We start from the raw sequence: 24,942 nt of genomic DNA, 5'->3' as shown, positions 1-24,942 counted from the left end.
ACTCCTGGGTCTAGTGCGCCACGGCGGCGGCGCCGTGCTCGTCGATGAGGGCGCCGGAGGTGAAGCGGCTCAGCGCGAAGGGCTCGTTGAGGGGGTGCCGGCGGCCCGTGGCCATCGTGTGCGCCATCGTCCAGCCGGCCGACGGGGTCGCCTTGAAGCCGCCGGTCCCCCAGCCGCAGTTGACGTACAGGCCCTCGACCGGGGTGCGGTCGATGATGGGCGAGGCGTCCGGGGAGACGTCGACGATGCCGCCCCAGGTGCGCAGCACGTGCGCCCGCGCGAAGATCGGGAACAGCTCGACCGCCGCGGCCATCTGCTTCTCGATGACGTGAAACGACCCGCGCTGGCCGTAGCCGGTATAGGTGTCGACGCCGGCGCCCATCACCAGCTCGCCCTTGTGCGCCTGCGAGACGTAGACGTGGACGTGGTTGGACATCACGACCGTCGGGTGGACCGGCTCATGCAGCTCGGAGACCAGCGCCTGCAGGGGATACGACTGCACGGGCAGCCGGAGGCCGGCCTTGGCCGCGAGCACGCTGCTGTGCCCGGCCGCCGCCAGCCCGACCGTTCCGGAGTGGATGTCGCCCCGGGAGGTGCGGACGCCGACGACCCGGTCGCCGGCCCGGAGGAAGTCGAGCACCTCGCAGTTCTGGATCAGGTCGACGCCCAGCCGGTCCGCCGCGCGCGCGAAGGCCCAGGCCACGTGGTCGTGCTTGGCGATGCCGGCGCTGGGCTGGAAGGTGGCCCCGAGCACGGGATAGCGCACATCCGGCGAGGTGTTGACGATCGGGCAGACCTTCGAGACCTCGTCCGGCTCGAGCCACGCCACGTCGAGACCGTTGAGCTTGTTGGCGTTGACCCTGCGGGTGCATTCCCGCACGTCCTGCAGCGTGTGCGCCAGGTTCAGCACACCGCGCTGGCTGAACAGGAAGTCGAAGTCGAGCTCCGCCGGCAGCACCTCCCACTGCTTGAGGGCGAAGTCGTAGATCGCCGCGCTCTCGTCCCACAGGTAGTTGGAGCGGATGATCGTGGTGTTGCGCGCCATGTTGCCGCCGGCCAGCCAGCCCTTCTCCAGCACGGCGACGTTCGTGATGCCGTGGTTGCGGGCCAGGTAGTACGCCGTGGCGAGGCCGTGCCCGCCACCGCCGACGACGATCGCGTCGTAGGAAGGCTTCGGATCCGGGGTGCGCCACAGCCAGTCGGGGTGCTCCGGCAACCGATCGCTGGGCATACGCGCCTCCGTGGTATACATCTAATATATCAGTCGTCTGGTAGGCTAGTCGCCATGTCTCAGACCGTCAACCAAGCGTCGCTGACCCGCGACCCGGTGGACGGCCTACGCCCTTCCGCCGAGCAACCGTCGATGTCCGAACGGGCCTACCGGGAGATCCGCGACCGGCTCGTGATGCTGGACATCCGGCCCGGCACGCCGATCAACGACCAGCACCTGGCCCTCGAGTTCGGCATCGGCCGGACCCCGGTCCGCGAGGCCCTCAAGCGCCTGGAGACCGAGCGGCTCGTGGTCGCCTTCCCGCGGCGGGGCACCTTCGCCACCGAGGTGCACCTGACCGACCTGGCCTACCTCACCGAGGTCCGCATCCTCCTCGAGCCGGCCGCCGCGGCCCACGCCGCGATCCGCGCCCGCCCCGCCGAGCGCCGGTTCCTGACTTCGCTCGCCGACAGCGTGGACGAGCTGGACGCCGCGGCGGTGCCGGCCCGCGAGCTGATCCGGGCGGACCTGACGATCCACCGGGCGGTCTACGACTCGACCCACAACCCCCACCTGCGAGACACGCTGGTCCGCTACGACAATCTCGCCACCCGCATCTGGTGCCTGATGCTCGACCAGATCCCGGCCGTCGCCACGCACGTCCAGCAGCACGGCCCCCTGCTGCGCGCGATCGTCGCCGGCGACGCCGACGGAGCGGCATCGCAGGCCCGGGAGCATGTCGCGGGCTTCGAGCGGCAAGTGCGCACCCTGCTGTAGCTCCCCCGGAGCTCAGCGGGTGGCACGCAGCGGAACGTCGGCCCAGTTCACGTCCGAGGCCAGATAGAAGCCGGGATACCCGGGCTGGTTGTAGGTCGTCTGCTGGCGGGCCACCTCGACGCGGTACTGCGGGTCCTGCATGAGCGTGTAGAGCTTGTGGCCGGTGACCTCGGTGCTCAGGTAGATCCGTACCGCCGTGCTGTCCGCCGTGCGGGCCAGGAGTTCCTCGCGCCAGTCGCCGAGCACGTCCGCGACCAGCGACGGGTTGCCCTTGGTGCCGTTGTTGGTCAGCGTGCCCGCGGCGGTCAGCAGGGTGCCGCGCCGCCAGTCGTCGATCGTCGGGGTGACCTCGCCGGCGCCGTTGACGATCTGCGTGGTCAGGTCGGCCGCCCAGCGGATGCTCTGGTTGGTGCCGGGCACCCCGCCGGGCAGCACGGTGCCGGTGGCGGTGTGCAGCCCGGACGCCTCGGAGCCGCCGGGCATGCTGGCCCACGACTCGATGCCGCGCACCTCCGGCAGCACGTCGCCGATCATCCCGCGCCCGGTGTCGCGCCCGGAGTAGGTGCCGAACAGCACCTCGCCGGTGGCCGCGTCCCGCATCGCCATGCCGTACGGGGCGTACGTGGCGCCCTCGTGCACCGTGAAGGACTCCAGGCCCGGCCGGTCCGGGTCGATGTCCGTCACGTGCATGGCGTCGCCGTGCCCGAGCCGGACCCGCTGCCCCGGCGCGGCGCTGCCCTCCGGGAGCGTGCCGAACGACGAGTGGAGCAGGCTGCCGTCGTCGTCGATCGTCGCGGCGCCGTACACGATCTCCTGGCGGCCGTCGCCGTCCACATCGGCCGCGCTCAGCGAGTGGAAGCCCTGGGTGGTGAGCGTGCCGTACCGCGGATCGGTGCCGTCGCGGCCGTGCGGGGAGTCGTTGAACGGGTTGCTCATCGGCGTCCAGCCGCTGTCCACGTACCAGTTCTCCCGCAGCCGGTGACCGTCCCAGCGGTAGGCGACCAGCGTGGTGCGGGTGTAGTAGCCGCGGGCGAACACCGCCGACGGGTGCCGGCCGTCGAGGTAGGCCACCCCGGCGAGGAACCGGTCGACCCGGTTGCCGGGCTCGATCCGGGGCATCGCGTAGTCGCCCCACATCAGCCCGTCGTCGTGCCGCCCCGGCCGGTAGCGCACGGTCTGCAGTTCCCGGCCGGTGGCACCGTCGAACACCGTCAGATACTCGGGCCCGTCGACGATGAAGCCCTCGAAGGCGCGCAGGTTGTTGCGGGCGCTGCGGGCCGGGGCGTAGACGTCGATGAAGTAGTCGACCACGGTCTCGGCGTCGGCCCGCGACAGTGGGTAGGCGTACCGCGGCGCGATGCCGAAGGCGGCCTCCAGGGTCGCCGGCCAGCGCCCGGCCACCACCTCCGGATGCGCGTGCCAGCCCCGGAACATCGTCACCAGGTGCTCGCGGTAGCCGGCCGCGCTGAGCCGGTAGTCGTCGGTGTGCGCGTAGCCGGCCCGCACGTCCGCGCGGGGCATCGTGACGTACCGCCGGGACACCTCCCGGCCGGCCGCGTCGTACCGGATCACCCGCGTGCCCGGCGCCGTCTTGAGCATGAGCTCCGCGCGGCCGTCGCCGTCGAAGTCGTACACCGGGAACTGGGTGTAGTGCGCCCCCGCCCGGATGTTGACGCCCAGGTCGATCCGGTACAGCAGGGTGCCGTCCGCACGGTAGGTGTCGAGATGGACCGGCCCGGTGTAGCCGACCTGCGAGACGTCCTTGGAGTTGGACGGGTCCCACTTGACCACGTACTCGTACTGCCCGTCACCGTCGACGTCGCCGACGCTCATGTCGTTGACCGTGTAGGTGTAGGCCTGCCCGGCGGGCGTCACGCCGTCGGCGGGCTTGCGCAGCGCCAGGTCCCGGTGTGCGGCCGCCCACGGCGTGACGGCGGCACTGCGGCCGGCCTCGCGGCCCCGGACGACCGCCGCCACCCGGTACCGGGACGTCGGGGTGCCGTCGCGGTCCAGCCAGTTGGTACTGTCCGTGACCAGCGCGACCGGCCGCCCGTCGCGGTAGACCCGGAAGTCCGGCCCGGCCAGGCCGGTCGCGGTGGCGCCGGTCGCCTCGGCCGCGAGCAGCCGCCAGCTCACGAACACGCCGTCGCCGGTGGCGGCGGCGACCAGCCCCCGGTCGAGTCGTTCCATCGTGGGCCCGCCGGGCCGCCGCCCGGCCGTGGCGGGCAGGGAACCGCTGAGGGTGAGCAATACCGCGCAGGCCGCGGCCACGAGGGCCGTCGGCCGACGGTACGGACGCAGCGGGTTCCGCACGACGACACCTCCGCGGATCGGACACACCTGACTGAAACGAATCAACGCAGGCTAGGTATAGATCACCGTGGATGTCAAACGTTTCCGCGCGGTTTCCCTGACTGGCGCGAACTGTCAGCAGTCCCCGCAGGCCATCGTGGCGACCTCCGCTCGCCCACCGAGGAGCGGGGGCCCACCGGAGGTCGCGACGACGGCATTGACCAGGTGCTCGAAGACGTGCCGGTCCTGGGCCGAAAGACCCTCGAGGATGTCGGGCAGCCGGTCGGACACGTCGGCGAAGAGCGCATCGACGGCCTCCTTGCCCAGCGGGGTGGTGCTGAGGGTGACGGCGCGCCGGTCGCGCTCGGGGGTGTTGCGGCGGACGAGCCCGCGCCGTTCGGCGCGGTCGACCAGACCGCTGAGGCCCGGCTTGGCCAGACCCATGAGCTGGGCGAGCTCGGTCATGCCCCGCGGCCGGTCTTTGATCATGCACAGGAGCTGGGCCTGGGCGGGCGTGAGGTCGTGCTCGGCGCAGATCTGCGCGTGGCGGCGCTGGATCAGCACGGCCAGGCCGACGAGGGAGGCCCCGAATCCGTGATGCTGTGTCACATCGGCCAGTCTACCTTGCAAAAGTTCGCGCCACGAATTACTTTGTTCGTGGCGCGAACTTCCGATGAGGGTCGCGCGGCGCCGCGGCATCGCGCGGCCGGCAGGTGAGGAGTGAGTCAGATGGTCTTCGACACCCGACGAGGCACCCGGTGGCTGGTCCGGCTGAACAGACCCCGCGGGGCTAACCGTCGCGGCCCGCGGAGCGAGTGAGACCGTCCTCGATCCGGCGCAGCACCCGCAGCGTCTCCGTGCGCTCGTCGGCGGTGAGGTCACCGGCGGTGAGCTCCTCCAGCTGAGCCCAGATCCGTTCGACCTCGTCGCGCAGGGCGAGACTGGCGGCGGTCGGCTCGATGATGAACGCGCGCTTGTCGCCGGCGCACGGGCAGCGGCGCACGAAGCCGGCATGCTCCAGACGCTGAATGGTGCGGGTCATGGTCGCGGCGTCCGAGTCGAGCACGTGCACGAGGTCGGCCTGACGCTGCGGGCCATCGCTCCACAACTGCATCATCACCAGTTCCTGCCCCGTGTGCAGGCCGACCCGGCGTAGCAGCTGACCCGCCAGCATCCGGTGCAGGCGGGCGACCCGCACGATGGCGTGACTGACGAGGCCTTCCCGCGCCTCGGCGCTGCTCTTCATCTCCGCCATTCCCACCCCTTCCTGTTCAGACAGCAACCTACCCCGCGGGAGCAGGTGACCTAGCTCCCAATGGATCCAGGAATCATCCCGGGCAAGATACTTGTTCGGACAGGTAACTCAACGAGTGAAGGAAAGATCATGGCTACCACGTTCGACGCGCACGACCTCGCCGGCACGAAGCTGGCCAACCGCATCGCGATGGCCCCGATGACCCGCAGCCGCGCCCACGGCCCCGGCGGCACCCCGACCGCCCTGACGGCCACCTACTACGCCCAGCGGGCCAGCGCCGGGCTGATCATCACCGAGGGCACCCAGCCGTCGGTGATCGGGCAGGGCTACACCAACACCCCGGGTCTGCACTCCGAGGAGCAGGTCGCGGCCTGGCGCGAGGTCACCGAGGCGGTGCACGACGCGGGCGGCGTGATCTTCGCGCAGCTCATGCACACCGGCCGGATCGGCCACCCCAGCCTGCTGCCGGACGGCCTGATCCCGGTCGGCCCGTCGGCGGTGAAGGCGGCCGGGCAGGTGTTCACCCACGAAGGCCCGCAGGAGTTCGTCACGCCGAAGGAACTGACCGAGCAGGAGATCACCCAGACCATCGCCGACTTCGCGGCCGCCGCCCGCAACGCGATCGCGGCCGGCTTCGACGGTGTGGAGATCCACGGCGCCAACGGCTACCTGGTTCAGCAGTTCCTGTCCTCCAGCGCCAACCGGCGCACCGACGCCTGGGGCGGCTCCGTCACGGGCCGCATCCGTTTCGGCGTCGAGGTGGCGGCCGCGGTCGCCACGGCCATCGGCGGCGACAAGGTCGGGTTCCGGATCTCGCCGAACAACCCCTACAACGACATCGCCGAGGACGACGTGGACGAGCTCTACCGCGCCCTGGTGGCGGAACTGGCCCCGCTCGGCCTCGCCTACCTGCACCTGGTCGAGAGCCCGGACCGGGACCTGACCCGCCGGCTGCGCGAGCAGTGGCCCGCCACCTTCATCCTCAACCCGTTCACCCACCCGGAGCCCACCGGCCCGGCCGCGCTGGCGCTGATCGAGGACGGCACCGCCGACCTGATCGCCTTCGGCGCGCTGTTCCTGGCCAACCCGGACCTGCCCGCCCGCCTCGCCGCCGGCGGCCCGTTCAACACCCCGGACCTGTCCGCTGCCTTCGGCGGCGACCACCGCGGCTACACCGACTACCCGGCCCTCTGAATCGCACGCGGAGAATTCCCCATGAAGCAGGACAAGAGTGTGGTCGTTCGCCGCTCCAACCCGGCGAACCTCGACCTGACCGGCACGAACGTCGCCATCGTCGGCGGCACCGGCGGCATCGGGCGGGCCTTCGCCCGGTTGCTGGCCGCACGAGGCGCACACGTGCTGGTCGTGGGCCGCACCTTCCGGGACGCCGGCCTGCCGGGCATCGAGTTCCTCCCCGCCGACCTGAACCTGATGCGCGAAGCCGAGCGTGTCGCCGCGCGGTTGCCGGCCGAGACGCTGGACCTGGTCGTCCTCACCACCGGCATCTTCGCCGCGCCGGCCCGGCAGGAGACCAGCGAGGGCATCGAACGCGACATGGCCGTCAGCTACCTGAGCCGGCTGGTGATCCTGCGCGGCATCGCCGAGCGCCTCGGCACCCGGCGGCCGGCGATCGAGCACCGGTCGCGCGTCTTCGTCATGGGCTACCCCGGAACCGGCAGAGCCGGCACGCACGACGACCTCAACGCCGAGAAGTCGTACCACACCATGGCCGTGCACATGAACACCGTCGCCGGCAACGAGATGCTCGTCCTCGACGCGGCGAGGCGCTACCCGCACCTCGGCGTCTTCGGCCTCAACCCCGGCTTCATCAAGTCCGACATCCGCGGCAACCTGCTCGGCGCCGGCAGCCTGCCGCACCGCCTCATGGAAGGCGCCGTCGGGTTGCTCACCCCCAGCACCGACACGTACGCCGAGCGCATCGTCCCGCTGCTGGTCTCCCCCGACCTGGACGACCACAGCGGCGTCATGTTCAACCGCAAGGGCGCGGCGGTCCGGCCCACCGCGGCCCTCACCGACGACCACATCGAGAAGTTTCTGTCCGCCTCGACGGACCTGGTCACCCGGACCGGCGTCCGCCTCGGCCCGAGCGCCGACGCCGGCTGAGCGCCGGCCGGCTCAATACCATGTGGATCACACGCGACAGAAAAGGCGAGGCACCCCGATGAGCGACTGGAACACCAAGATCATCGACGAATTCCGGGCGAACGCGGGCATGGTCGGCGGCCCCTTCGCCGGCGCCCCGATGCTGCTGGTGCACCACCGCGGCCGCAAGACCGGACGCGAGAGCGTCAGCCCGATGATGTACCTGCCACACGACACCGACAACGAGATCATCTACGTCTTCGCCTCCAAGGCCGGCGCGCCGACGAACCCGGACTGGTACTACAACATGACGTCCGCCGGAGACGCGACGGTGGAGCGAGGCACCGAAACCTATCCCGTATCCGTTCGGGAACTGGTCGGCGGGGAACGCGACCGGGTGTACGAGGAGCAGGCCCGCCGCTACCCGGGCTTCGCCGAATACGCCCACAAGACCGCCGGCATCCGGATCATCCCGGTCCTGGAGCTGACCCGCGGCACTCAGGAGGGCCCCGCCTAACCGAGGCGACAGAGCTCCACCTGTTCCGGACCGAGCGTCAACCCGGTATGTGGGAGCGGGGTCCGCGCGCTGGACGTGGTGCCCGCATCGTGGACCGTCGGCGAGCCTCGCAGAGGAAGCGATTCCGCCGACTCGCTTCAGGGGCGCTGGCACTGGGATCAGCGTCGCGGGTGCGGTCACCGGGTCTGCGCCGACCACACCCGCGCTGCCCACAGAGTCCACATCGAGCAAGAGCATCGGACGCCGCCGACCAGAAAGACAGCTCCTCCGCGGCGATGAGCGGGTCACCCGTTCGGCGGGTGCGGGTCAGTCGTCCGTGGGCGATCCGTCCCGCCCCAGCCGGTCTGCCGCTAACCTCTGCCCGGCACAAAACGGGCTAACGGGGGTGGACAAGTGGCGAAACGGTGGCTGATCACGGCGGTTCTGCTTCTGGCGCTGGGCGGCTGCGGCGACGAGCCGGAGGCCGAGCCCGCGACCGTACCCGTGCCGGCGACCAGCAGCGACGCGCCCGCACCCGCGCGTCCCCCCGTGGTAGCCGGCCAGACCGCCGTCAGACAGAGTGCCACGGAAGCGGAGAAGAGCGCGGCCGGCTTCGTCACGATTGTGCAGCGCGAGCTGCCCGGCGTGGCCGTGGACCACCGCGACGAGGAGATCGCCGCGCTCGCCGAGCAGGCCTGCGCCGCGCTGGCGGCCGGCCGGTCCGCCGATGCCGTGATGGCCGGGGTCCGGGCCTTCGGCACCGACCGGGCCAGCGCCCGGGAGCTGGTCAGGCTGGCCGTCGGCACGGTATGCCCGGCGCAGGACCGCCGGATCGGCGAGTTCTGACCGGACCACCGCCGGAACAACGCATCCCCACCGGACCACCGCCGGATCGGGCGCGCGTCAGACCTTGCGTGCCACTCCGCAGTACTGGTTGACGTCGATGTCCGGATCGCCCGGGCCTGGGCGCCAGCGTGAGCAGGACACGACGCCCGGGTCGAGCAGCTCCAGGCCGTCGAAGAAGCCGGCGATCTCCGCCGCGCTCCGATACTTGATCTTGGGGGTGCCGTACTCGTTCCAGTATGCGACGATGCTGTTCGCGGCCTCGGTGTTGATGTCGTGGCAGCCGTGCGCGATCGCCAGGTAGCTGCCGGGCGGCAGCGCGCCGACGAGCTCCGCCACCACGTCGCGGGCGTCGTTGTCGTCGCGGATGAAGTGCAGGATGCCGAGCAGCGTGACGGCCACGGGCTGGGTGAAGTCGAGCGTCTTGCGGGCCGCCGCGATGATGGCGGCCGGGTCGTTCAGGTCGGCCTCGACATACTCGGTGACGCCCTCCGGCGTGCTGGTCAGCAGCGCGCGGGCGTGCACCAGCACGAGCGGGTCGTTGTCGACATAGACGATCTTGGCGTCCTTGGCGATCGCCTGGGCGACCTGGTGGGTGTTGTCCGCGGTGGGCAGGCCGGTGCCGATGTCGAGGATCTGCCGGATGCCCCGGTCCGCGACGAGGTGGCGCACCATCCGGCCGAGGAACGCGCGGTCGGCCACCGCCAGGTCGATGATCGAGGGCAGCTGCCGGGCGATCTCGTCACCCGCGGCCCGGTCGGATGCGAAGTTGTCCTTGCCGCCCAGCCAGTAGTTCCACAGCCGGGCCGAATGCGGCACCTGCGTATTGATCCGGGCGTCCACGGCCGGCTCCGACATCGAGGTTTCTCCTTGGTCCACAGTGGGGGAGGCGACACATCCTCGCACCATCTCCGCGGCGAGCACACCCCGGATCGGGTATCAGCCGAAAGTCGCAGTCGATCCACAGCATGTCAATCCCCTGGTCAGATGCAACGCACAGGTGAACTCCGGATGCTGGGAGGTGTCCACCACCCAGCCCAGGAGGTCATCATGTCGGCTCGCGGAATGCTCGGACTGGTCGGAACCGCCGTCGGCGGCCTGATCGGCTGGAACGGCGACCCGCTGCCGACCGCCGACCCGGCGGCGCTGCGCGACCTGTTCGCGGACCTGGGCCTGCGCGTCGGCCCGGCCGAGGACGACCTGGCCGCGGCCGTCCGCGGCTTCCAGGCCCGCGTCGGCCTGGCCCCGGACGGCGTCGCCGGCCCGCACACGGTCCACCTGCTCGCCCGGTACGCCAAGGAAGCCCGCGAGCTGCACCGCTTCGAACGCGACGTGGCCGCCTGAAGAGAAGCGACATAGCCGCCCGAGAGAAGCGACATAGCCGCCCGAGAGAAGCCACGTAGCCGCCGACTGAGAAAGACGCCTGAGAAAGATGCCGGAGAGAGACGCCTCCCCCGAGCCGGGCCGGGCGAGAAAGCCTCAGTCCGGATTTCCCAGCTGACGGAGCGCGTCCAGCCCCGGCAGCAGGAAATACTCCCCGCCCCGGCAGGTCACCAGGGGGCGCGGCACCGGCACGTACGCCGGCGGCGAGCCCTCCAGCAGGATCCGCGCGCCCGGCCCGCCGGAGGTGGCGAAGACGTCCTCCTCGCGGCCCCGGCCGAAGGCGTTGCCGTCGGCCAGCCACTCGGTCTGCACGAACTCGAACTGCCGGCCCGGGTCGCCGACCACGGCCAGGAACAGCAGCCCGCGCTCCGTGCCGTCGTCGTCCGCGCCGGGTGGCAGGTACGTCCCGTACGGGATGCCGCGGCGCAGCATCAGGTGCCGCCGGCTGAGCTTGCGGCCGCCGGGCAGCGACCCGCGCGGGTTGGCCCGCCGCACGTGCGCCCCGGCCGGGCACGGGGCCAGCGGCTCGCCGTCGCGGCGGCGGCCGACGAGACCGGCGGCGACGTCGTCCGCCCCGCCCTCGAAACGCCCGGCCGCGGCGGCCGTCATCTCCCGGAACGCGGGCACGTCCTGCTCCAGCTTGCGATAGACGAGGTAGCTGCCGTTGCGGCTCAGGCCGGGCGGCAGGTGCCGGCCGGCGACGTCACCGTCGACGTCGGGCATGCCGAGCACGAACTCGCCCGGCGGCAGCACCTCGCCGGGGCCGGCGCGGCCGTGGCCGGCCACCCGCGGCTGGGAGATGCCGTCGGCGAAGCCGAAGTGCTCGATGAACGTGCGCCCGTCACCCTCCGGGGCGGGCATCCGGGCGCCGCGCTGCTCGCCCACCACCCGCAGCCCGCCGCTGTCGGCCACGTCCGTGCGCAGCCGGGCGAGCCACGGCTCCAACTCGGCGTCGCCGGTGGCGGACAACAGCAGCACGATGTCCACCCCGCCGGGCGCGTCGAAGGGCTGCTGCCAGGGCTCGGTGCCGCGGCCGGGAGACAGCACGTCCTCCCGGGCGTGCATGCCCTCGCGGAACTCCTCCGGGAAGGCCGCCAGCTGCGCGGCGGGCACCCCCAGGCGGGTCAGCCCGGCGTGACTGATCCCCAGGTGCAGGGCCCGGGCGGGCCGGTCGCCCACCTCGGCGGCCGCGGTGACCTCGGGTGCGACGGTACGCAGCCAGCGCCGCGCCGGCGCACCGGAGGTGACCCGCAGGAAGAGGTGGGCGGCGACACTGTGGTCAGCGAAGCCGCGCAGCACCAGTCCCTGGATGTCGGGCAGCTCCAACTCCGCCGCCGGCCCGGGGTCCGGGGCCTGCTCCTCCGCCGGGTCGACGGCGATCCGGAAGCGGCTCCGCAGGGTGCCGTCGGCGTCGTTCGGCGCGGTCGCGGCGAAGGCGGCCACCTTGCCGCGCAGCCGCAGGGCCTCGTTGATCTGCGCGACCGTGGCCTCGGGGCTGCCCGAGAAGGTGTAGTCGGCGCGCACGCTGCGGTCGGCGAAGAACGCGACGAAGGGCTCCTGCCGGTGGTGCCCGGGATAGCCGGTGCAGTCGCCCCAGATGGCGTCGGCGGCCGGGCCGAGCGACTGCAGCCGCCCGAAGAAGTCGGCCGGCTCGCCGTCGACGGTGGCGGTCAGCATCAGGTACGGGTGCGGCAGGTCGTCGGGGCGGGGCGGCCGGCCGCCGTGCGCGAGCAGGTCGAGCAGCCGGGCCTTGCGGGTCATGCCCGCCGGCCGCCGCTGGCGCACCGCGTGCTCCAGCACCACCAGCCGGGCGAAGTGGACGCCGGCCACGCCGGCGAACGGGCTCCGCTCCCGGTACGCCCGCAGCCGGGCACGGACGTCGGCGGCCCTGCCGTCGGCGATCCGCGCGAACACGGTCACGGACCGGGTGCCGGTCTTGACTCGGCTCATGGCTGTGCCTGCCTTTCGCCTGCCCTCGTGGCCCTCGCCTGCGAGGCCGTCGCCGACGCCGGCATGCGCCGCTCAGTGCGCTCGCTCATGCCGCCGCCTCCCAGCTGTAGAGGTCGCCCTGGGCCTCCTCGAGGAACCGCTGCCAGGCGGCGCCGAACTCGGCCGGGTCGGCGGTGCCGAGGTGCCGCTCGTACGCCTCCCGCACGCGCAGCGCGGCCGCGATCTCGGTCACCCCGGACCCGGGGTACGCGGAGTAGTAGTGGTCTACTTCCAGGTCGTTCGCGGCGATGTAGCGCCGGAACGGCTCCGGCGGCAGCGCACCCGGGAAGCCGAACGACCAGCCCCAGATCAGCGCCATCCGGGCCGGGATCTCCAGCGAGAAGGCGTCGATGTACTTGCCCCAGGCGCCGTTGAAGTCGCTGCGGAACAACAGGTAGGCGTACCGCGAACGGCGCCGCTGGCCGGGCAGCCGAGGGAGCACCGACCAGTGCGCGAAGTGGATGAACGACATCCGTTTGAGGTCCTCGGGCGCACCCATCAGGTGCCGGATGAACAGGAAGGTCCGCAGCAGCGGAACCCAGCGCCGGGGCATCGGGGTGAGGACGGTCAGCGGGGTGCCGCGACCGGCCAATGAGGACAGATAGGAACCGTCCCGCGATTCCTCGCCCGGTGGATCCGTTGTCTCGATCATGGTGATGATCCCTCACGAAAGATCAACCGAATCGGCTTCCGCCGACGCGGTACGGGTATCCTCGCGTCGTCGCGACGGGAATACACTCGGCCGATGATGCTCGGACGGACCGCCGAACGTGCATTGATCGACGGTCTTCTGACAGGTGCACGGGCTGGGCGCAGCGCCGCGCTCGTGCTCACCGGGGAGCCGGGCATCGGCAAGACGACCCTGATCGGATACGCGATTGAGCAGGCCACGGGCCTGCAGGTGCTGTCGGCCCGGGGTTATGAGGACGAGTCGGAGATCCCGTTCGCCGGCCTGGCCGACCTGGTGCGCCCGCTGCTGGACAAGCTGGACGAGTTGCCCGCCCCGCAGGCCGCCGCGCTGCGCAGCGCCCTGGCCCTGGGTCCCCCGGTCGCCGGCGACCGGTTCACCGTGTGCGCCGCCACCGTCGGGATCCTGGCCGCGGCCAGCGAGACCTCGCCGCTGCTGATCGTGGTGGACGATCTGCAGTGGCTGGACGCGTCCTCCCGCGAGGCCATCCTGTTCGCCGGGCGGCGGCTGCACGCCGACGGCATCGCGCTGCTGCTGGCCACCCGCGACCCGGCCGACGCGGCCGCCCTGCGCTCGTCGCAGGTGCCGCTGGCCGGTCTGTCCGTCGAGGAGGTCGACGAGCTGTGCCGGTTGACCCTCGCGGTCGCCCCGGCGGGCACCGGGGCGCGGCTGCACGCCGCCACGGCGGGCAACCCGCTCGGGGTCATCGAGCTGTGCCGGGAGCGGCCGGAGACGACCGACGAGGGCGTCACCGCGCCCTTCGTGGCGCCGGGCTCGCGCATCGAGCGGGCGCTGCACGGCCGGCTGGACCAGCTCGACGACATCACCCGGCGGGCGCTGGTGCTGGCCGCGGCCGCGGTCGGCGGTGACATCGGCACCCTGCTGGTGGCCGCCCGGGCGACCGGCCTGGCGCTGCGCGACTTCGCGCCGGCGGAGAAACAGGACCTGATCATCGTGGACGACCAGCGCATCGAGTTCCGGCATCCGCTGCTGCGCTCGGTGGCCTACCACGGCGCGTCCACCGACGAGCGCGTCGCCGCGCACACCGCCCTGGCCGACGCCCTGGCCGACGTGCCGGGCGACGCCGCGGCCGACGCCCGGGCCTGGCACCTGGCCGCGGCCACCCTGGCCCCCGACGCCCACGTCGCCGCGGAGCTGGAGCAGGCCGGGCTGCGGGCGAGCCGGCGCGCCGGTTACGCGGCGGCGGCGCGGGCGTTCGGACAGGCCGCACGGCTCAGCCGCGGCGCGGAACGGTCCCGGCGGCTGCTGCGCGCGGCCCGGTGCTGGCAGCTCGCCGGGCGCAACGACCAGGTGCTGACGCTGCTCGACGACGCGCTGCCGCTGACCACCGAGCCCGGCCGCCGCGCCCTGATCCAGCACATGGACGCCTACGTGCGGATGTGGCGGGAGCGCCCGGACGGTGTGCTGTCGTTCCTGGTGGAGAGCGCGGAGGCGGTGGAACAGGCAGATCCCGCACGGGCCGCCTTGATGTATTCCGACGCCTGCATCCCGTACTTCATGGTCGGTGACATCGAGCAGCTGCAGGCGGTGGTCCGCCGCGGCTACGAGCTGGCCGGCCGGGTCGGCGGGACGGCCGAGTTGGTCGCCGCGGTCGCGCTGGCCGGCGGGCTCACCCTGGCCGGCGACCGCCAGGCGGCGACCGCGCTGCTGCTGCAGTGCCACGCCGAGCTGATGACGGCCGATCCCCTGGTCCGCGCCCAGGACCTGTGCCACGCGGCGCTGACCTGGATCTGGCTCGAGGACTTCGACCGGGCCGGGGAGCTGCTGGGCCGGGTGGTCGCCGCGGCCCGGTCGGCCGGCGCCCTGGGGGTGCTGCCCCAGGCCCTGGGCATCGAGTCGGAGCTGCATTTCCGGATCGGGCGCTGGCACGACGCGCGGGTCAGCGCGGCGGAAAGCGTGCGCCTGGCGAGCGAGACCCGCCAGGCCAACCTGTACGGGCTGTTCTTCGCCGGCCGCCTCGACGCGGTCCAGGGCCGCGACGACGACTGCCGCAAGCAGGTCGCCCGGACGGTGGAGGTGGCCGAGCGGCTGGGCGTCGCGTGCATGGCCCTCTACACCGGTCACGAGCTGGGCCTGCTGGCGCTGAGCCACGGTGACGCCGGCGAGGCGATCACCCGGCTGGAGGCGGTCCGGGCGCTGCCCGTCGTCGCGCACATCCACGAGCCGGCCGTGGTGCCGTGGGTGTTCGACCTCGTCGAGGCGTACACCCGGGACGGCCGGACGGACGCCGCGCGGGAGCTGCTCGCCGAGCAGGAGTCGCGCCCGGGCGGGTCGTGGGCCGAAGCCGCCGCGGCCCGGTGCCGGGCGCTGCTGGCCGCCCCCGAGGAGATGGCCGAGGCCTTCGAGGTCGCCCTGGCGGCCCCGGGGTGTGCCCTGATGCCGTTCGAGCGGGCCCGCACCCAGCTCTGCTACGGCGAGCGGCTGCGCCGGGTCCGCCGGCGGGCGGACGCCCGCCGGCAGCTGCACGACGCGCTGGAGACCTTCACCCGGCTCGGCGCCCGGCCCTGGGCGGAGCGGGCCCGCACCGAGCTGCGCGCCACCGGCTCGACGGTCGGCCGCTCCACAGACGCGCTGCCCCGGCTCACCCCGCAGGAGCTGCAGGTGGCGCTCGTGGTGGCCAGGGGGGCCACCAACAATGAGGCGGCGGCCACCCTGTTCCTGTCGCAGAAGACCATCGAATACCACCTGAGCAACATCTACCGCAAGACCCACATCCGGTCCCGGGGCGAGCTCGCCGGCATCGCCGGTGCCGCGCAGGGTTGAGCGGATCAATGCCATGCCTGCGCACCGAGGCCGGCCCGCTCCAGCGACGACCGCAACTTGCGCAGCGAGCGCATCCGGGTCGGCCCGATGCTGCCGATCGGGATGCCCCGGCGCCGGGCGAGATCGGCGTACGCCGGAGCGTCGTTGCTGCTCAGCGCCACCATCAGGGCGCGGGAGGAGTCCGGCAGGGAGTTCACGTGCTGCCACAGCAGGTCGTTCATCCGGGCGTCGAGGACGGCCTTCTCCGGGTGCGGTGCACGCTCGTCGCGCTGCTCGGCCTGCTGCTCCAGGCCCGGGACCTCGCGCTTGCCGGTGCGCATGACCTTCAGGCACTCGCGGCGGGCGATGGTCACCAGCCAGGAGCTGACCCGCTCCGGGTCGCGGACGTCCTCGAGGTGCTCGAACGCGCGCAACCAGGTATTCTGCACGACGTCCTCGGCGTCGGACTCCGCTAGCCGGAACGACCGCACCGTCCACCAGACGAGCCGCTCGAACTGCCGCACGAATCTGTCCGCGGCACCGGCCGCGCCGGACTGGGCGTCCCGCAGGACGTCCCGGGAACCGCTGAACTGATCGATCGTCATGATCGTTCCTCCCCTGGACCGGGTTCCGCTCGTGACGGAACCGCTCGGAACCCGACTGACGCTAGGGACTGACGGCCCGGCTGAGATCCGGGTGCCACCCTGGGGATTTCGGGCGCCGACCCTGGGGTCCGCCCCCGGGCCGGTATCGGTACTGAAATCGGTATGGCTACCGTGGTCCGGCGAAGGCCCGGCGTGCAGAGTGGATGTCGCGGAGGCACACCTGCACGGAAGGGGCCGAGCGATGTCCAGAGAGATCAGCAGTGCGGTGCCGGGCGAATGGACCCCGGGTGCCGAACTGGCGGCCACGGCCGAGGCGCTGGCGGCGCTGTGCTGGCTGCTCAGCCAGCCGGCGCCAGGTCAGCCGGGTCCGGCCGGCCGGACCGCCGGAACTGTCGCCACGATCAGGGGCGCCACGATCAGAGACCTCCCGCAGCGCCGGCACGGCGGCGGCCGGCTGGCGACCGACCCGGGTGCCTGACCATGTCCCGCCCCTGCCCCGGGCCCGGGGCGGCCGGCGAGGAGCCGGCCTATCCGGGGCCGGGCCGCACGACGGCCCAGATGACCTTGCCGGTGGCCGTCGGCATGGCACCCCAGACGGTCGCCGCGGCGTGGACGGCGCGCAGCCCCGGGCTGCCCTCGTCCCACGCATGCCGGCCACGCGGCGCCGGATCGGCGACGACCGGCAGCCGCGGATCCTCGTCGCTGACGGCCAGGTGAATCCCGGCACCGCGCCGCGCGACGGTGGCGACGACGGCGGTGCCGGCGTGCTTGACGGCGTTGTCGACCAGCTCGCAGATGATCAGGCCGGCCGGATGCCGCAGCCGGGGCAGCTGCCACGCCTCGCAGGCGTCCGCGATCAGGGCACCCGCCGTGATCACCGCGCCGGGCTGCGGCGGCAGGTGCACCCGGACGCGCTGGGTCAGCGGCAGCCGGCCGGCCACCGCGGCACGGGCGTCGGGCAGGGTCGTGAACACCGGCAGGTACCGCTTGGCGCCCAGCCTGTTCAGCCGGGCCGTCAACGCCGTCGTCAGCGGCAGGCACACCACGACCGACACCGGCGGGGCCAGCCGGGCCCCGGTGATGCCCATCGTCCACCAGGCCGGGGCACTGGAGGCCAGCGGATCGTCCAGGTCGTGCAGGTCGACGATGACCGCCAGGGGATGCTCGACGAAGCACTTGGTCACCGCCGTCCAGGCCTCGACGCGCAGCGACGGGCTCCAGCGGCCCCGGACCGCCACCTCGATCACACCGGCGTCCACGTCGGCGGTGACGGAGACGGAGCCTTCACGGCGAGCACGGGCACGGCGGATCAGGTACGGCGGCTTCAACTCGCCCGACATCGTTACTCCCGCATAGGCAGCTTGGTACACAAGCGCGCCACCCGACTGCTTGAGCAGCAAATGTCCATCGACCCAACGCGATTCACGCTAGCTGCGACCGCCGGGCGTCCGCTATCACCCGCAGGTGGCGTCCTGCGGCGCGACCACGGACCGGCGCCGCGCCGCGTGGGCCTGATGACCGATCCGGTGAAGATCGATCCGGTTAGGATCAGGCCAGCTCGCTGGCTGCGACGTACTTCGATGGACGAGGAGCATCCTGTGCCGGACCGCAACGGAATCGGGGGCAGCACGCGGCCGCGGCCGGCGATCAACACGACGGTCGCGCACAACGCCCGGGTCTGGGACTACTGGCTCGGCGGCGAGGACAACTTCGCGGTCGACCGGCAGGTCGGTGACCGGATCCGCGCCAGGTTCCCGGTGATCAGCGACGTGGCCGCGGGCAGCCGGCAGTTCCTGATCCGCAGCGTGCGCTACCTGGCCGGCGAGGCCGGCATCCGGCAGTTCCTCGACCTCGGCACGGGACTGCCGACGGTCAACAGCACCCACGAGGTCGCCCAGGCGATCGCGCCGGAGTCGCGGGTCGCCTACGTCGACAACGACCCGCTGGTGCTGGTGCACGCCCGGGCCCTGCTGACCAGCGGTTCCAAGGGTCTCACCGACTACGTCGACGCGGACGTGCACGACCCGGAGGCGGTGCTCGCCGGCGCGGCCCGGACCCTGGACCTCTCCCTGCCGGTCGCGGTGATGATGCTCGGCGTCCTCAACTTCGTGCACGCCGACACCGACGCGCGGCGGATCGTCAGGCGGGTGATGGCGGCCGTACCGTCCGGCAGCTACCTGGCGCTGAGCCACCCGACGCTGGAGCTCGGCGGCGAGCCGCACGGCCCGGCGATCGCGTTCTGGAACGAGCGGTCCACTCCGAAGACCCGCGCCCGCAGCGGCGCCGAGGTCGCCGCGCTGCTGACCGGCCTCGACCTGGTCGCACCGGGCCTGGTCTCCTGCCCGCGCTGGCGCCCGGACGACGACGGCGAGCCGGCGGAGATGCCCCTGTGGGGTGCCGTAGCCCGCAAGCGGTGACGCGCCCGGCCGGGGTCAGTCCCGGGGGGCCACCCCCGCGGCGACAGTCAGGGTCCCGGCCACGGTGTCGATCGTGGCCCGCGTGCCGAGCGGCACGGTCAGCTGCCCGATGCCGTGCCCGACGCGCAGCCCGCCCAGCACCGGCACGCCCAGGTCGCCGACCCGGTCCTGCACGGCCTGCGCCGCCGTCCACTGCCCGGCCGGGGTGGGCGCGTTGGTGAACTGGCCGATCGCGATGCCCTTGATCCGGTCCAGCGCGCCGGCCCGGCGCAACTGCGTCAGCATCCGGTCGTAGCTGTACGGCGCCTCGTCGACGTCCTCGAACAGCAGGATCGCCCCGTCCAGTTCCGGGAAGTCGCGGGTGCCGTACCCGGTCTGCAGGATCGTCAGATTCCCGCCGAGCAGCGTCCCGGTCGCCGTGCCCGGCACCTCGACCGCGGCGCTGGGCTCGGCCGGGTCGCGGGTCAGGACCACCGGGTCGGTCGTCATGATCGCCGCGCGCAGCGCCGCGATCTCCGCCGGGCCGGTCCGGGAGTCCGTCCAGTTGACCATCGGGCCGTAGAAGCTGACCAGCCGCGCGCCGCGCCACAGCCGGCCGCTCAGCGACGTGAGGTCGCTGAAGCCGACGAAGACCCGCGGGTCGCGGCGGACCGCGGCCAGGTCGAGGCGGTCGATGACGCGCTGGGTGCCGTAGCCGCCGCGGGCCGCGAAGACGCCGCGGACGCCGGGGTCGCGGAACGCCGCGTTCAGGTCCGCGAGGCGGGCGTCGTCGGTGCCGGCGAGGTAGCCGAAGGTGTCCCGGACGTGGGCGCCGAGCTCGACCACCAGGCCGAAGCCGGTCAGGATCTCGATGCCGCGCGCCAGCCGGGCGTCCGGCGCCGAGCCGGGTGCGACCACCCGCACCCGGTCGCCGGGACGCAGCATCGGGGCCCGGACGACCCGGCGGGGCGCGGCCTGCGCCTGGGCGGGGACGAGGGTGCCGCCGGCCAGGGCGGCGGCACCCAGGAGGGTACGGCGAGTGATCGTCATACCTCGCAGCGTGTCGTGCCGGGCTATCGATGGTCAAGGGCAGCGTACCGGGCGTTCTCGCCCAACTCCTCCTCGATGCGGATGAGCTGGTTGTACTTGGCGGTGCGGTCCGAACGGGACAGCGAACCCGTCTTGATCTGCCCGCAGCCGACCGCCACCGCCAGGTCCGCGATGGTGGTGTCCTCGGTCTCGCCCGAGCGGTGCGACATGACCACCCGGTAGCCGGCCTTGCCCGCCGCGTCCACCGTGGCCAGGGTCTCGGTCAGCGTGCCGACCTGGTTGAGCTTCACCAGGATCGCGTTGGCGTAGCCGCCGTCGATGCCGGCGCGCAGCCGCCCGGCGTCGGTGCAGAACACGTCGTCGCCGACCAGTTGCACCCGGTCGCCGGCCCGCTCGGTCAGCAGCCGCCAGCCGGCGAGGTCGTCCTCGGCCACTGGGTCCTCCAATGAGCTGATCGGATAGCGGGCCAGCAGGCCTTCGAGGTAGTCGACCTGCTGCTCGACCGTACGGTCGCGGTGCTCGCCGGCGTAGCGGTAACGGCCGCCGGAGAAGAACTCGGAGGCGGCCGGGTCGAGGCAGATGGTGATGTCGGTGCCGGGCTGGTAGCCGGCGTCCTCGATGGCGCGCAGCACGAACTCCAGGGCCTCGTCGGCGGTCGCGAAGCGCGGCGCGAAACCGCCCTCGTCGCCGACGTTGGTGTTGTGCCCGGCCGCGGCGAGGGACGCCTTCAGGGTGTGGAAGACCTCCGCGCCCATCCGGACCGCCTCGAAGAAGGTCGGCGCACCGACCGGCGCGATCATGAATTCCTGGAAATCGAGCGGGTTGTCGGCGTGCGCGCCGCCGTTGACGATGTTCATCATCGGCACCGGGAGCAGCCGGGCGCCGGCGCCGCCGACGTAGCGGTAGAGCGGCTGGTGGTGGGCCCGCGCGGCGGCCTTCACCGTGGCCAGGGAGACGCCGAGGATCGCGTTGGCGCCCAGCCGGGCCTTGCCGGCCGTACCGTCGAGCTCGATCATGGTCCGGTCGACCCCGGCCTGGTCCTCGGCTTCCAGGCCGGTCACGGCCGCGGCGATCTCGCCGTTGACCGCGGCGACGGCCCGGCGCACCTCGCGGCCGTGGAAGCGGGCCGGGTCGCCGTCGCGTAACTCGACCGCCTCGTGGCTGCCGGTGGAGGCCCCGGACGGCACCGCCGCCCGGCCGCGCGAGCCGTCGGCGAGCACCACGTCGACCTCGACCGTCGGGTTGCCCCGGCTGTCGAGCACCTGCCGGCCGGTCACGCTGCTGATCATCGTCATGGGCCCAGCGTGGCAACAGATCGGGGCCCGCGGAAGCGCGACGATGAACACCTTGACCCGTACCCCGGGGTACGGGTTTAGGGTCGCCGGATGCGGGTGGGTGAGCTGGCGCGGCGGACCGGGACGACGATCCGCGCCTTGCGGTACTACGAGACGGCCGGGCTGGTCGTGCCGCGGCGGCTGGGCAACGGCTACCGCGAGTACGACGCCGTGGCGATAAGGCTGGTCGCGCAGATTCGCGAGCTCATGGCGCTCGGGCTCAGCGTCGAGGAGACCCGCCCGTTCGTCGAGTCGATCGCCGCCGGTGCCGACGACGCCGACGTGTGCGCGGCGGCGCTGGCCACGTACCGGAGCACCATCACCGGCCTGCAGGAACGCATCGGAGCGCTGACCGCCCAGCGCGAGGCCCTCGACGCCCGGCTCGACGAGGCCGCCGGCCGCGTCGTGACCGGGCGGCCCGCGCCGGGCGCGGATCCGGCCGCGCTGGCCGGCCGGCGGTTGCCCGCGCTGGACTTCTACGGCACCGACGGGCGGCCGGTGGACCTCGGCGCGCTCGGGCCGGGCCGCAGCGTGATCTTCGTGTACCCGCTGACCGGCCGGCCCGGCGTCGACCTGCCGAACGGGCTGCTGGAGATCCCCGGGGCGCGCGGCGGCACCGAGCAGGCGGCGTGGTTCCGCGACCACCACGCGGAGCTGCGCACGGCCGGCGCGGCCCGGGTCTACGGGCTGTCCGCGCAGTCCAGCGGCTACCAGCGCGAGCTCGTGCACCGGTTGCGGCTGCCCTACCCGCTGATCGGCGACCCCCGGCTGACCTGCGCGCGGGCGCTGGGCCTGCCGACGTTCACCGCCGGCGACATGACTCTCTACGAGCGGCTCACCCTGGTCGTCGCCGATGACGTGGTCGAGCACGTCTTCCATCCGATCCCCGAGCCGGCCTCGCACGCCCGGCAGGTGCTGCGCTGGCTGACCAAACGCCGGTCGGCGAGCCGGAACGAACCGCGGATGTGACACTGGGCAGCGATGCCAACCATCGACCGCTCCGCGACCCCGTGGCGTGCCGCCCGCCGGATCGCCGCCGAGGCCGCCACCGCCCTGCCCACCGAGGACGTACCGCTGGACCGGGCGGTGGGCCGCGTCCTGGCCGCCGCGGTCCTGGCCCGCTCCGACCTGCCCGGCTTCGACACCGCGGCGATGGACGGCTACGCCGTGTCCGGCGCCGGGCCCTGGCAGGTCGCCGGCCGCGTGCTGGCCGGCGGCCCGGCGTGGCCGCGGGAGCTCGGGCCGGGGCAGGCCGTGGAGATCATGACCGGCGCGGTCGTGCCGGCCGGGACGGTCGCGGTGCTGCCGTACGAGACCGCCGATCTGAGCGGCAGGACGGCCGGCACGAAGCCGCACATCCGGCGGACCGGTGAGGACGCGCGGGCCGGTGCCGAGCTCGTCGGCGCGGGCCGGCTCGTGACGCCGGCCCTGGCCGGGCTGCTGGCCCAGGCCGGCGCCGACGAGGTGCCGGTGCGCCGGCGGCCCCGGGTGCGGCTGGTGGTCACCGGTGACGAGGTGACCAGCGCCGGGGTCCCGGCGCCGGGGCAGGTCCGGGACGTCTTCGGGCCGATGGTGTCGGCGCTGGTCGTGGCCGCGGGCGCGGTGGTGGCCGAGCGGCTGCTGCTGCGCGACGACGCGGGCCTGCTGGCCGACTGCCTGACCCGGCCGGACGCCGACGTGGTCGTGGTGACCGGGTCGTCGTCGGCCGGTGCCGCCGACCATCTGCACCGGGTGCTGGAGAAGGTGGGCGCGCGGCGGCTCGTCGACCGGGTGGCGTGCCGGCCGGGCGGGCCGCAGTTGCTGGCCGCGCTGCCGGGCGGCCGGTGGGTGGCCGGACTGCCGGGCAACCCGTTCGCCGGCCTGGTCGCGGCGGTGACCGTGCTGCAGCCGCTGCTCTGCGCCCTGACCGGCCGGTCCGGGCCGCCGCTCCTGCGGCTGCCAGTGCGGGGCGAGGTGGTGATCACGCCGCCGACGACCCGGCTGGTGCCGGTCCGGCTGGCCGGTGACCACGCCGTGGTGGTGCCGGGCAGCCGGCCCGCCAGCCTCGCCGGGGCCGCCACGGCGGACGCCCTGGCCGTGCTGGAGGACGGCTGGACCGACGGCTCCCCCGCCGACCTGGTGCTGCTCTGAGCCGTCGCGGGTGGTTTCAGGCGGGGACGACGAGGCGGAAGCCGACCCCGCGGCGGTTCTCGATCCAGCCGGCGCCGCCGAGCTTGCGGCGCAGGCTGGCCACGTGGAAGTCCAGGGTCTTGCCGGGGCCGAAGAAGTCCGGTTCCCACACCGTGTCGAGGATGTGCCGGCGGTCCACCACCACGCCCGGATCGGCGGCGAGCAGCACGAGCAGGTCGTACTCCTTGGGCGCGAGCGACACCGGCACGCCGTGCAGGCGGATCTGCCGGGTGCGGGTGTCGATCGCCAGCGGGCCGTAGCGGCGTACCGGGTCGGCCGTGGGCGCGGCACGGACCCGGCGGCCGACCACCCGCATCCGGGACACCAGGTCGTGCACGCTGAACGGCTTGGCCAGGTAATCGTCGGCGCCCAGCGCCCGGTCCGCCTCCTCCCCCGGCGCGGTCAACATGATCAACGGTACGTCCCGGGTGCGGCGCAGCCGCCGGCACAGCTCGATGCCGTCGAGGCCGGGCGGGTCGAGGCTGGACAGGTCGAGATCGAGCACGGCCACGTCGTAGGGCGGCGCGACCAGGGCGGCGGCGCCGGTGACCGCGTGGTCGGCGACGATGCCGTACCGGGCCAGGCCCTCGATGAGCGGTTCCGCGATCGACTCGTCGTCTTCCACCAGCAACACCCTCATACCCGGTGGTACGGCTGCGAAGGCCCCATGGTTGAACTCAGCCGGGCGCTTGTGGGGCGGCGGGGCGAGCAGCACCCTGGTGGGATGGAGCTGATCGACCCCGCGCAGGATCCGCCCGCCGCCGAGCCGGTGCGCATCGGGCTGGCGCTCGGCGGCGGGGCCGTCCGCGGCGCGGCACACATCGGCGTCCTCAACGTCCTCGACAAGGCCGGCCTGGCGCCGGCGGTGATCGCCGGCTGCAGCGCGGGCGCCCTGGTCGGCGCGCTGTACGCGGCCGGGATGAGCGCGCCGGACATCTCCGCGCTGGCCCGCGGCCTGGGGTGGAAGCGGCTGGTGCGCCCGAGCATCTCCGGCCGCGCCCTGTTCGAGACGTCCCGGCTCGGCGCCTTCCTGGACAAGACCCTCGACGGGCGGGACTTCGCGGATCTGCCACTGCCCTTCGCCACCGTGGCCTGCGAGCTCACCACGGCCCGGCGCGTCGTGCTCGACGACGGCCCGGTCGCCAGCGCGATCCTGGCCAGTTCGGCCATCCCGGGCGTCTTCCCGCCGGTCGAGCGCGACGGCATGCTGCTGGTCGACGGCAGCCTGGTGGACATGGTCCCGGCGGCGCTGGCCCGCAGCATGGGCGCCGACATCGTGGTGGCGGTGGACGTGTCGGGTCCGCTGCCCCGCCGGCCGCCGCGGACCATGGTGCAGATCATGGTGGCGGTCAGCGCGCTGCAGCCCGGCGTGGCGGAGCTGCTGGCCCGCGACGCCGACCTGGTGCTGACCCCGGATGTGGACGCGTACGCCTTCTGGGAACTGTCCCGGATGAGCGAGTTCGAGCAGGCCGGCCAGGCGGCGGCCGAGGAGTCCCTGCCCCTGCTGCAGGCCCTGGTGCGGGTGGCCGAGGCCCGCACGGCCTGGGCGCACCGCACCGCCCGCCCGGCGCCCTGAGCGGGCCGCGCAG

The 24,942-nt window shown here is 73.2% G+C and carries 24 protein-coding genes; 12 read left to right on the top strand and 12 right to left on the bottom strand.

From position 1 onward, the window contains the following. Positions 1-10: 10 nt before the first annotated feature. Positions 11-1,231 carry a sarcosine oxidase subunit beta family protein gene (locus tag DMB66_RS43325; protein WP_125809941.1) on the bottom strand — a complete coding sequence of 407 codons (1,221 nt, stop codon included), beginning with the start codon at positions 1,229-1,231 and terminating at the stop codon, positions 11-13. Between the two features lie 54 nt (positions 1,232-1,285). On the opposite strand from DMB66_RS43325, the gene DMB66_RS43320 reads away from it, so the two are divergent. Then, on the top strand, positions 1,286-1,987 hold the full coding sequence (locus DMB66_RS43320; RefSeq protein ID WP_125809940.1) for a GntR family transcriptional regulator: 702 nt from the start codon (positions 1,286-1,288) through the stop codon (positions 1,985-1,987). Positions 1,988-1,999: 12 nt separating this feature from the next. Here the strand turns inward: DMB66_RS43320 and DMB66_RS43315 are convergent, their stop codons facing one another. The 3 genes from DMB66_RS43315 to DMB66_RS43305 all read right to left on the bottom strand — a co-directional run bounded on the left by DMB66_RS43315 (position 2,000) and on the right by DMB66_RS43305 (position 5,534). Further along, entirely contained in the window at positions 2,000-4,300 is a 2,301-nt protein-coding gene (locus DMB66_RS43315) for a rhamnogalacturonan lyase (protein ID WP_199752962.1), read from the bottom strand. 114 nt (positions 4,301-4,414) lie between these two features. Further along, complete coding sequence (locus DMB66_RS43310) at positions 4,415-4,888, bottom strand: MarR family winged helix-turn-helix transcriptional regulator (protein ID WP_233625258.1); 474 nt, start codon at positions 4,886-4,888, stop codon at positions 4,415-4,417. 181 nt (positions 4,889-5,069) lie between these two features. Beyond that, on the bottom strand, positions 5,070-5,534 hold the full coding sequence (locus tag DMB66_RS43305; RefSeq protein WP_199752961.1) for a MarR family winged helix-turn-helix transcriptional regulator: 465 nt from the start codon (positions 5,532-5,534) through the stop codon (positions 5,070-5,072). 129 nt (positions 5,535-5,663) lie between these two features. On the opposite strand from DMB66_RS43305, the gene DMB66_RS43300 reads away from it, so the two are divergent. The 4 genes from DMB66_RS43300 to DMB66_RS43285 all read left to right on the top strand — a co-directional run bounded on the left by DMB66_RS43300 (position 5,664) and on the right by DMB66_RS43285 (position 8,979). Continuing rightward, complete coding sequence (locus DMB66_RS43300) at positions 5,664-6,728, top strand: alkene reductase (protein ID WP_125809938.1); 1,065 nt, start codon at positions 5,664-5,666, stop codon at positions 6,726-6,728. A gap of 21 nt (positions 6,729-6,749) precedes the next feature. Continuing rightward, positions 6,750-7,658 (top strand): SDR family NAD(P)-dependent oxidoreductase, encoded by a 909-nt coding sequence (locus tag DMB66_RS43295; protein WP_125809937.1) that lies wholly within the window; start codon positions 6,750-6,752, stop codon positions 7,656-7,658. A 58-nt stretch (positions 7,659-7,716) separates the two neighbouring features. Next, positions 7,717-8,154 carry a nitroreductase family deazaflavin-dependent oxidoreductase gene (locus DMB66_RS43290; protein ID WP_125809936.1) on the top strand — a complete coding sequence of 146 codons (438 nt, stop codon included), beginning with the start codon at positions 7,717-7,719 and terminating at the stop codon, positions 8,152-8,154. Between the two features lie 393 nt (positions 8,155-8,547). Further along, complete coding sequence (locus DMB66_RS43285) at positions 8,548-8,979, top strand: DUF732 domain-containing protein (protein ID WP_158647558.1); 432 nt, start codon at positions 8,548-8,550, stop codon at positions 8,977-8,979. Positions 8,980-9,036: 57 nt separating this feature from the next. On the opposite strand, the gene DMB66_RS43280 is transcribed toward DMB66_RS43285, so the two are convergent. After that, the gene (locus tag DMB66_RS43280) at positions 9,037-9,834 is read right to left on the bottom strand and encodes an SAM-dependent methyltransferase (RefSeq protein ID WP_125809934.1); all 798 of its coding nucleotides are present in this window, start codon (positions 9,832-9,834) and stop codon (positions 9,037-9,039) included. Positions 9,835-10,026: 192 nt separating this feature from the next. Between DMB66_RS43280 and DMB66_RS43275 the strand changes: the two genes are divergently transcribed. Next, entirely contained in the window at positions 10,027-10,320 is a 294-nt protein-coding gene (locus tag DMB66_RS43275; protein ID WP_125809933.1) for a peptidoglycan-binding protein, read from the top strand. A gap of 135 nt (positions 10,321-10,455) precedes the next feature. Here the strand turns inward: DMB66_RS43275 and DMB66_RS43270 are convergent, their stop codons facing one another. Both DMB66_RS43270 and DMB66_RS43265 read right to left on the bottom strand, forming a co-directional pair. Beyond that, positions 10,456-12,309: a Dyp-type peroxidase domain-containing protein gene (locus DMB66_RS43270; protein WP_125809932.1), complete on the bottom strand. Its 1,854-nt coding sequence runs from the start codon at positions 12,307-12,309 to the stop codon at positions 10,456-10,458. An 85-nt stretch (positions 12,310-12,394) separates the two neighbouring features. Continuing rightward, positions 12,395-13,000, bottom strand: coding sequence for a hypothetical protein (locus DMB66_RS43265; protein WP_125809931.1), 606 nt, complete (start codon positions 12,998-13,000; stop codon positions 12,395-12,397). A gap of 93 nt (positions 13,001-13,093) precedes the next feature. Here DMB66_RS43265 and DMB66_RS43260 point away from each other — a divergent pair, with 93 nt between their 5' ends. Then, on the top strand, positions 13,094-15,820 hold the full coding sequence (locus DMB66_RS43260) for an AAA family ATPase (protein WP_125809930.1): 2,727 nt from the start codon (positions 13,094-13,096) through the stop codon (positions 15,818-15,820). 5 nt (positions 15,821-15,825) lie between these two features. Here the strand turns inward: DMB66_RS43260 and DMB66_RS43255 are convergent, their stop codons facing one another. Then, positions 15,826-16,404 (bottom strand): RNA polymerase sigma factor, encoded by a 579-nt coding sequence (locus DMB66_RS43255; protein WP_125809929.1) that lies wholly within the window; start codon positions 16,402-16,404, stop codon positions 15,826-15,828. 241 nt (positions 16,405-16,645) lie between these two features. Between DMB66_RS43255 and DMB66_RS43250 the strand changes: the two genes are divergently transcribed. After that, positions 16,646-16,882: a hypothetical protein gene (locus tag DMB66_RS43250; protein WP_125809928.1), complete on the top strand. Its 237-nt coding sequence runs from the start codon at positions 16,646-16,648 to the stop codon at positions 16,880-16,882. Between the two features lie 49 nt (positions 16,883-16,931). On the opposite strand, the gene DMB66_RS43245 is transcribed toward DMB66_RS43250, so the two are convergent. Further along, the gene (locus DMB66_RS43245; protein ID WP_125809927.1) at positions 16,932-17,744 is read right to left on the bottom strand and encodes an ATP-binding protein; all 813 of its coding nucleotides are present in this window, start codon (positions 17,742-17,744) and stop codon (positions 16,932-16,934) included. A gap of 225 nt (positions 17,745-17,969) precedes the next feature. Here DMB66_RS43245 and DMB66_RS43240 point away from each other — a divergent pair, with 225 nt between their 5' ends. Then, entirely contained in the window at positions 17,970-18,821 is an 852-nt protein-coding gene (locus tag DMB66_RS43240; RefSeq protein WP_370320375.1) for an SAM-dependent methyltransferase, read from the top strand. A gap of 15 nt (positions 18,822-18,836) precedes the next feature. Here the strand turns inward: DMB66_RS43240 and DMB66_RS43235 are convergent, their stop codons facing one another. Together DMB66_RS43235 and eno are read right to left on the bottom strand one after the other, a co-directional pair. After that, positions 18,837-19,745, bottom strand: a complete 909-nt coding sequence (locus DMB66_RS43235; RefSeq protein ID WP_233625264.1) for an LD-carboxypeptidase — start codon at positions 19,743-19,745, stop codon at positions 18,837-18,839. A gap of 128 nt (positions 19,746-19,873) precedes the next feature. Beyond that, positions 19,874-21,145, bottom strand: a complete 1,272-nt coding sequence (gene eno, locus DMB66_RS43230) for a phosphopyruvate hydratase (protein WP_125809924.1) — start codon at positions 21,143-21,145, stop codon at positions 19,874-19,876. Positions 21,146-21,235: 90 nt separating this feature from the next. Between eno and DMB66_RS43225 the strand changes: the two genes are divergently transcribed. Together DMB66_RS43225 and DMB66_RS43220 are read left to right on the top strand one after the other, a co-directional pair. Further along, positions 21,236-22,153, top strand: coding sequence for a MerR family transcriptional regulator (locus tag DMB66_RS43225; protein WP_125809923.1), 918 nt, complete (start codon positions 21,236-21,238; stop codon positions 22,151-22,153). Positions 22,154-22,165: 12 nt separating this feature from the next. Further along, positions 22,166-23,314 carry a molybdopterin molybdotransferase MoeA gene (locus DMB66_RS43220; RefSeq protein WP_125809922.1) on the top strand — a complete coding sequence of 383 codons (1,149 nt, stop codon included), beginning with the start codon at positions 22,166-22,168 and terminating at the stop codon, positions 23,312-23,314. Between the two features lie 16 nt (positions 23,315-23,330). On the opposite strand, the gene DMB66_RS43215 is transcribed toward DMB66_RS43220, so the two are convergent. Beyond that, on the bottom strand, positions 23,331-23,978 hold the full coding sequence (locus DMB66_RS43215) for a response regulator transcription factor (protein ID WP_199752960.1): 648 nt from the start codon (positions 23,976-23,978) through the stop codon (positions 23,331-23,333). A 99-nt stretch (positions 23,979-24,077) separates the two neighbouring features. On the opposite strand from DMB66_RS43215, the gene DMB66_RS43210 reads away from it, so the two are divergent. Then, positions 24,078-24,929, top strand: a complete 852-nt coding sequence (locus tag DMB66_RS43210; RefSeq protein ID WP_125809920.1) for a patatin-like phospholipase family protein — start codon at positions 24,078-24,080, stop codon at positions 24,927-24,929. Positions 24,930-24,942 lie beyond the last annotated feature (13 nt).

Source organism: Actinoplanes sp. ATCC 53533, assembly GCF_003947245.1.
This window is presented reverse-complemented; position numbering and strand designations above follow the sequence as displayed.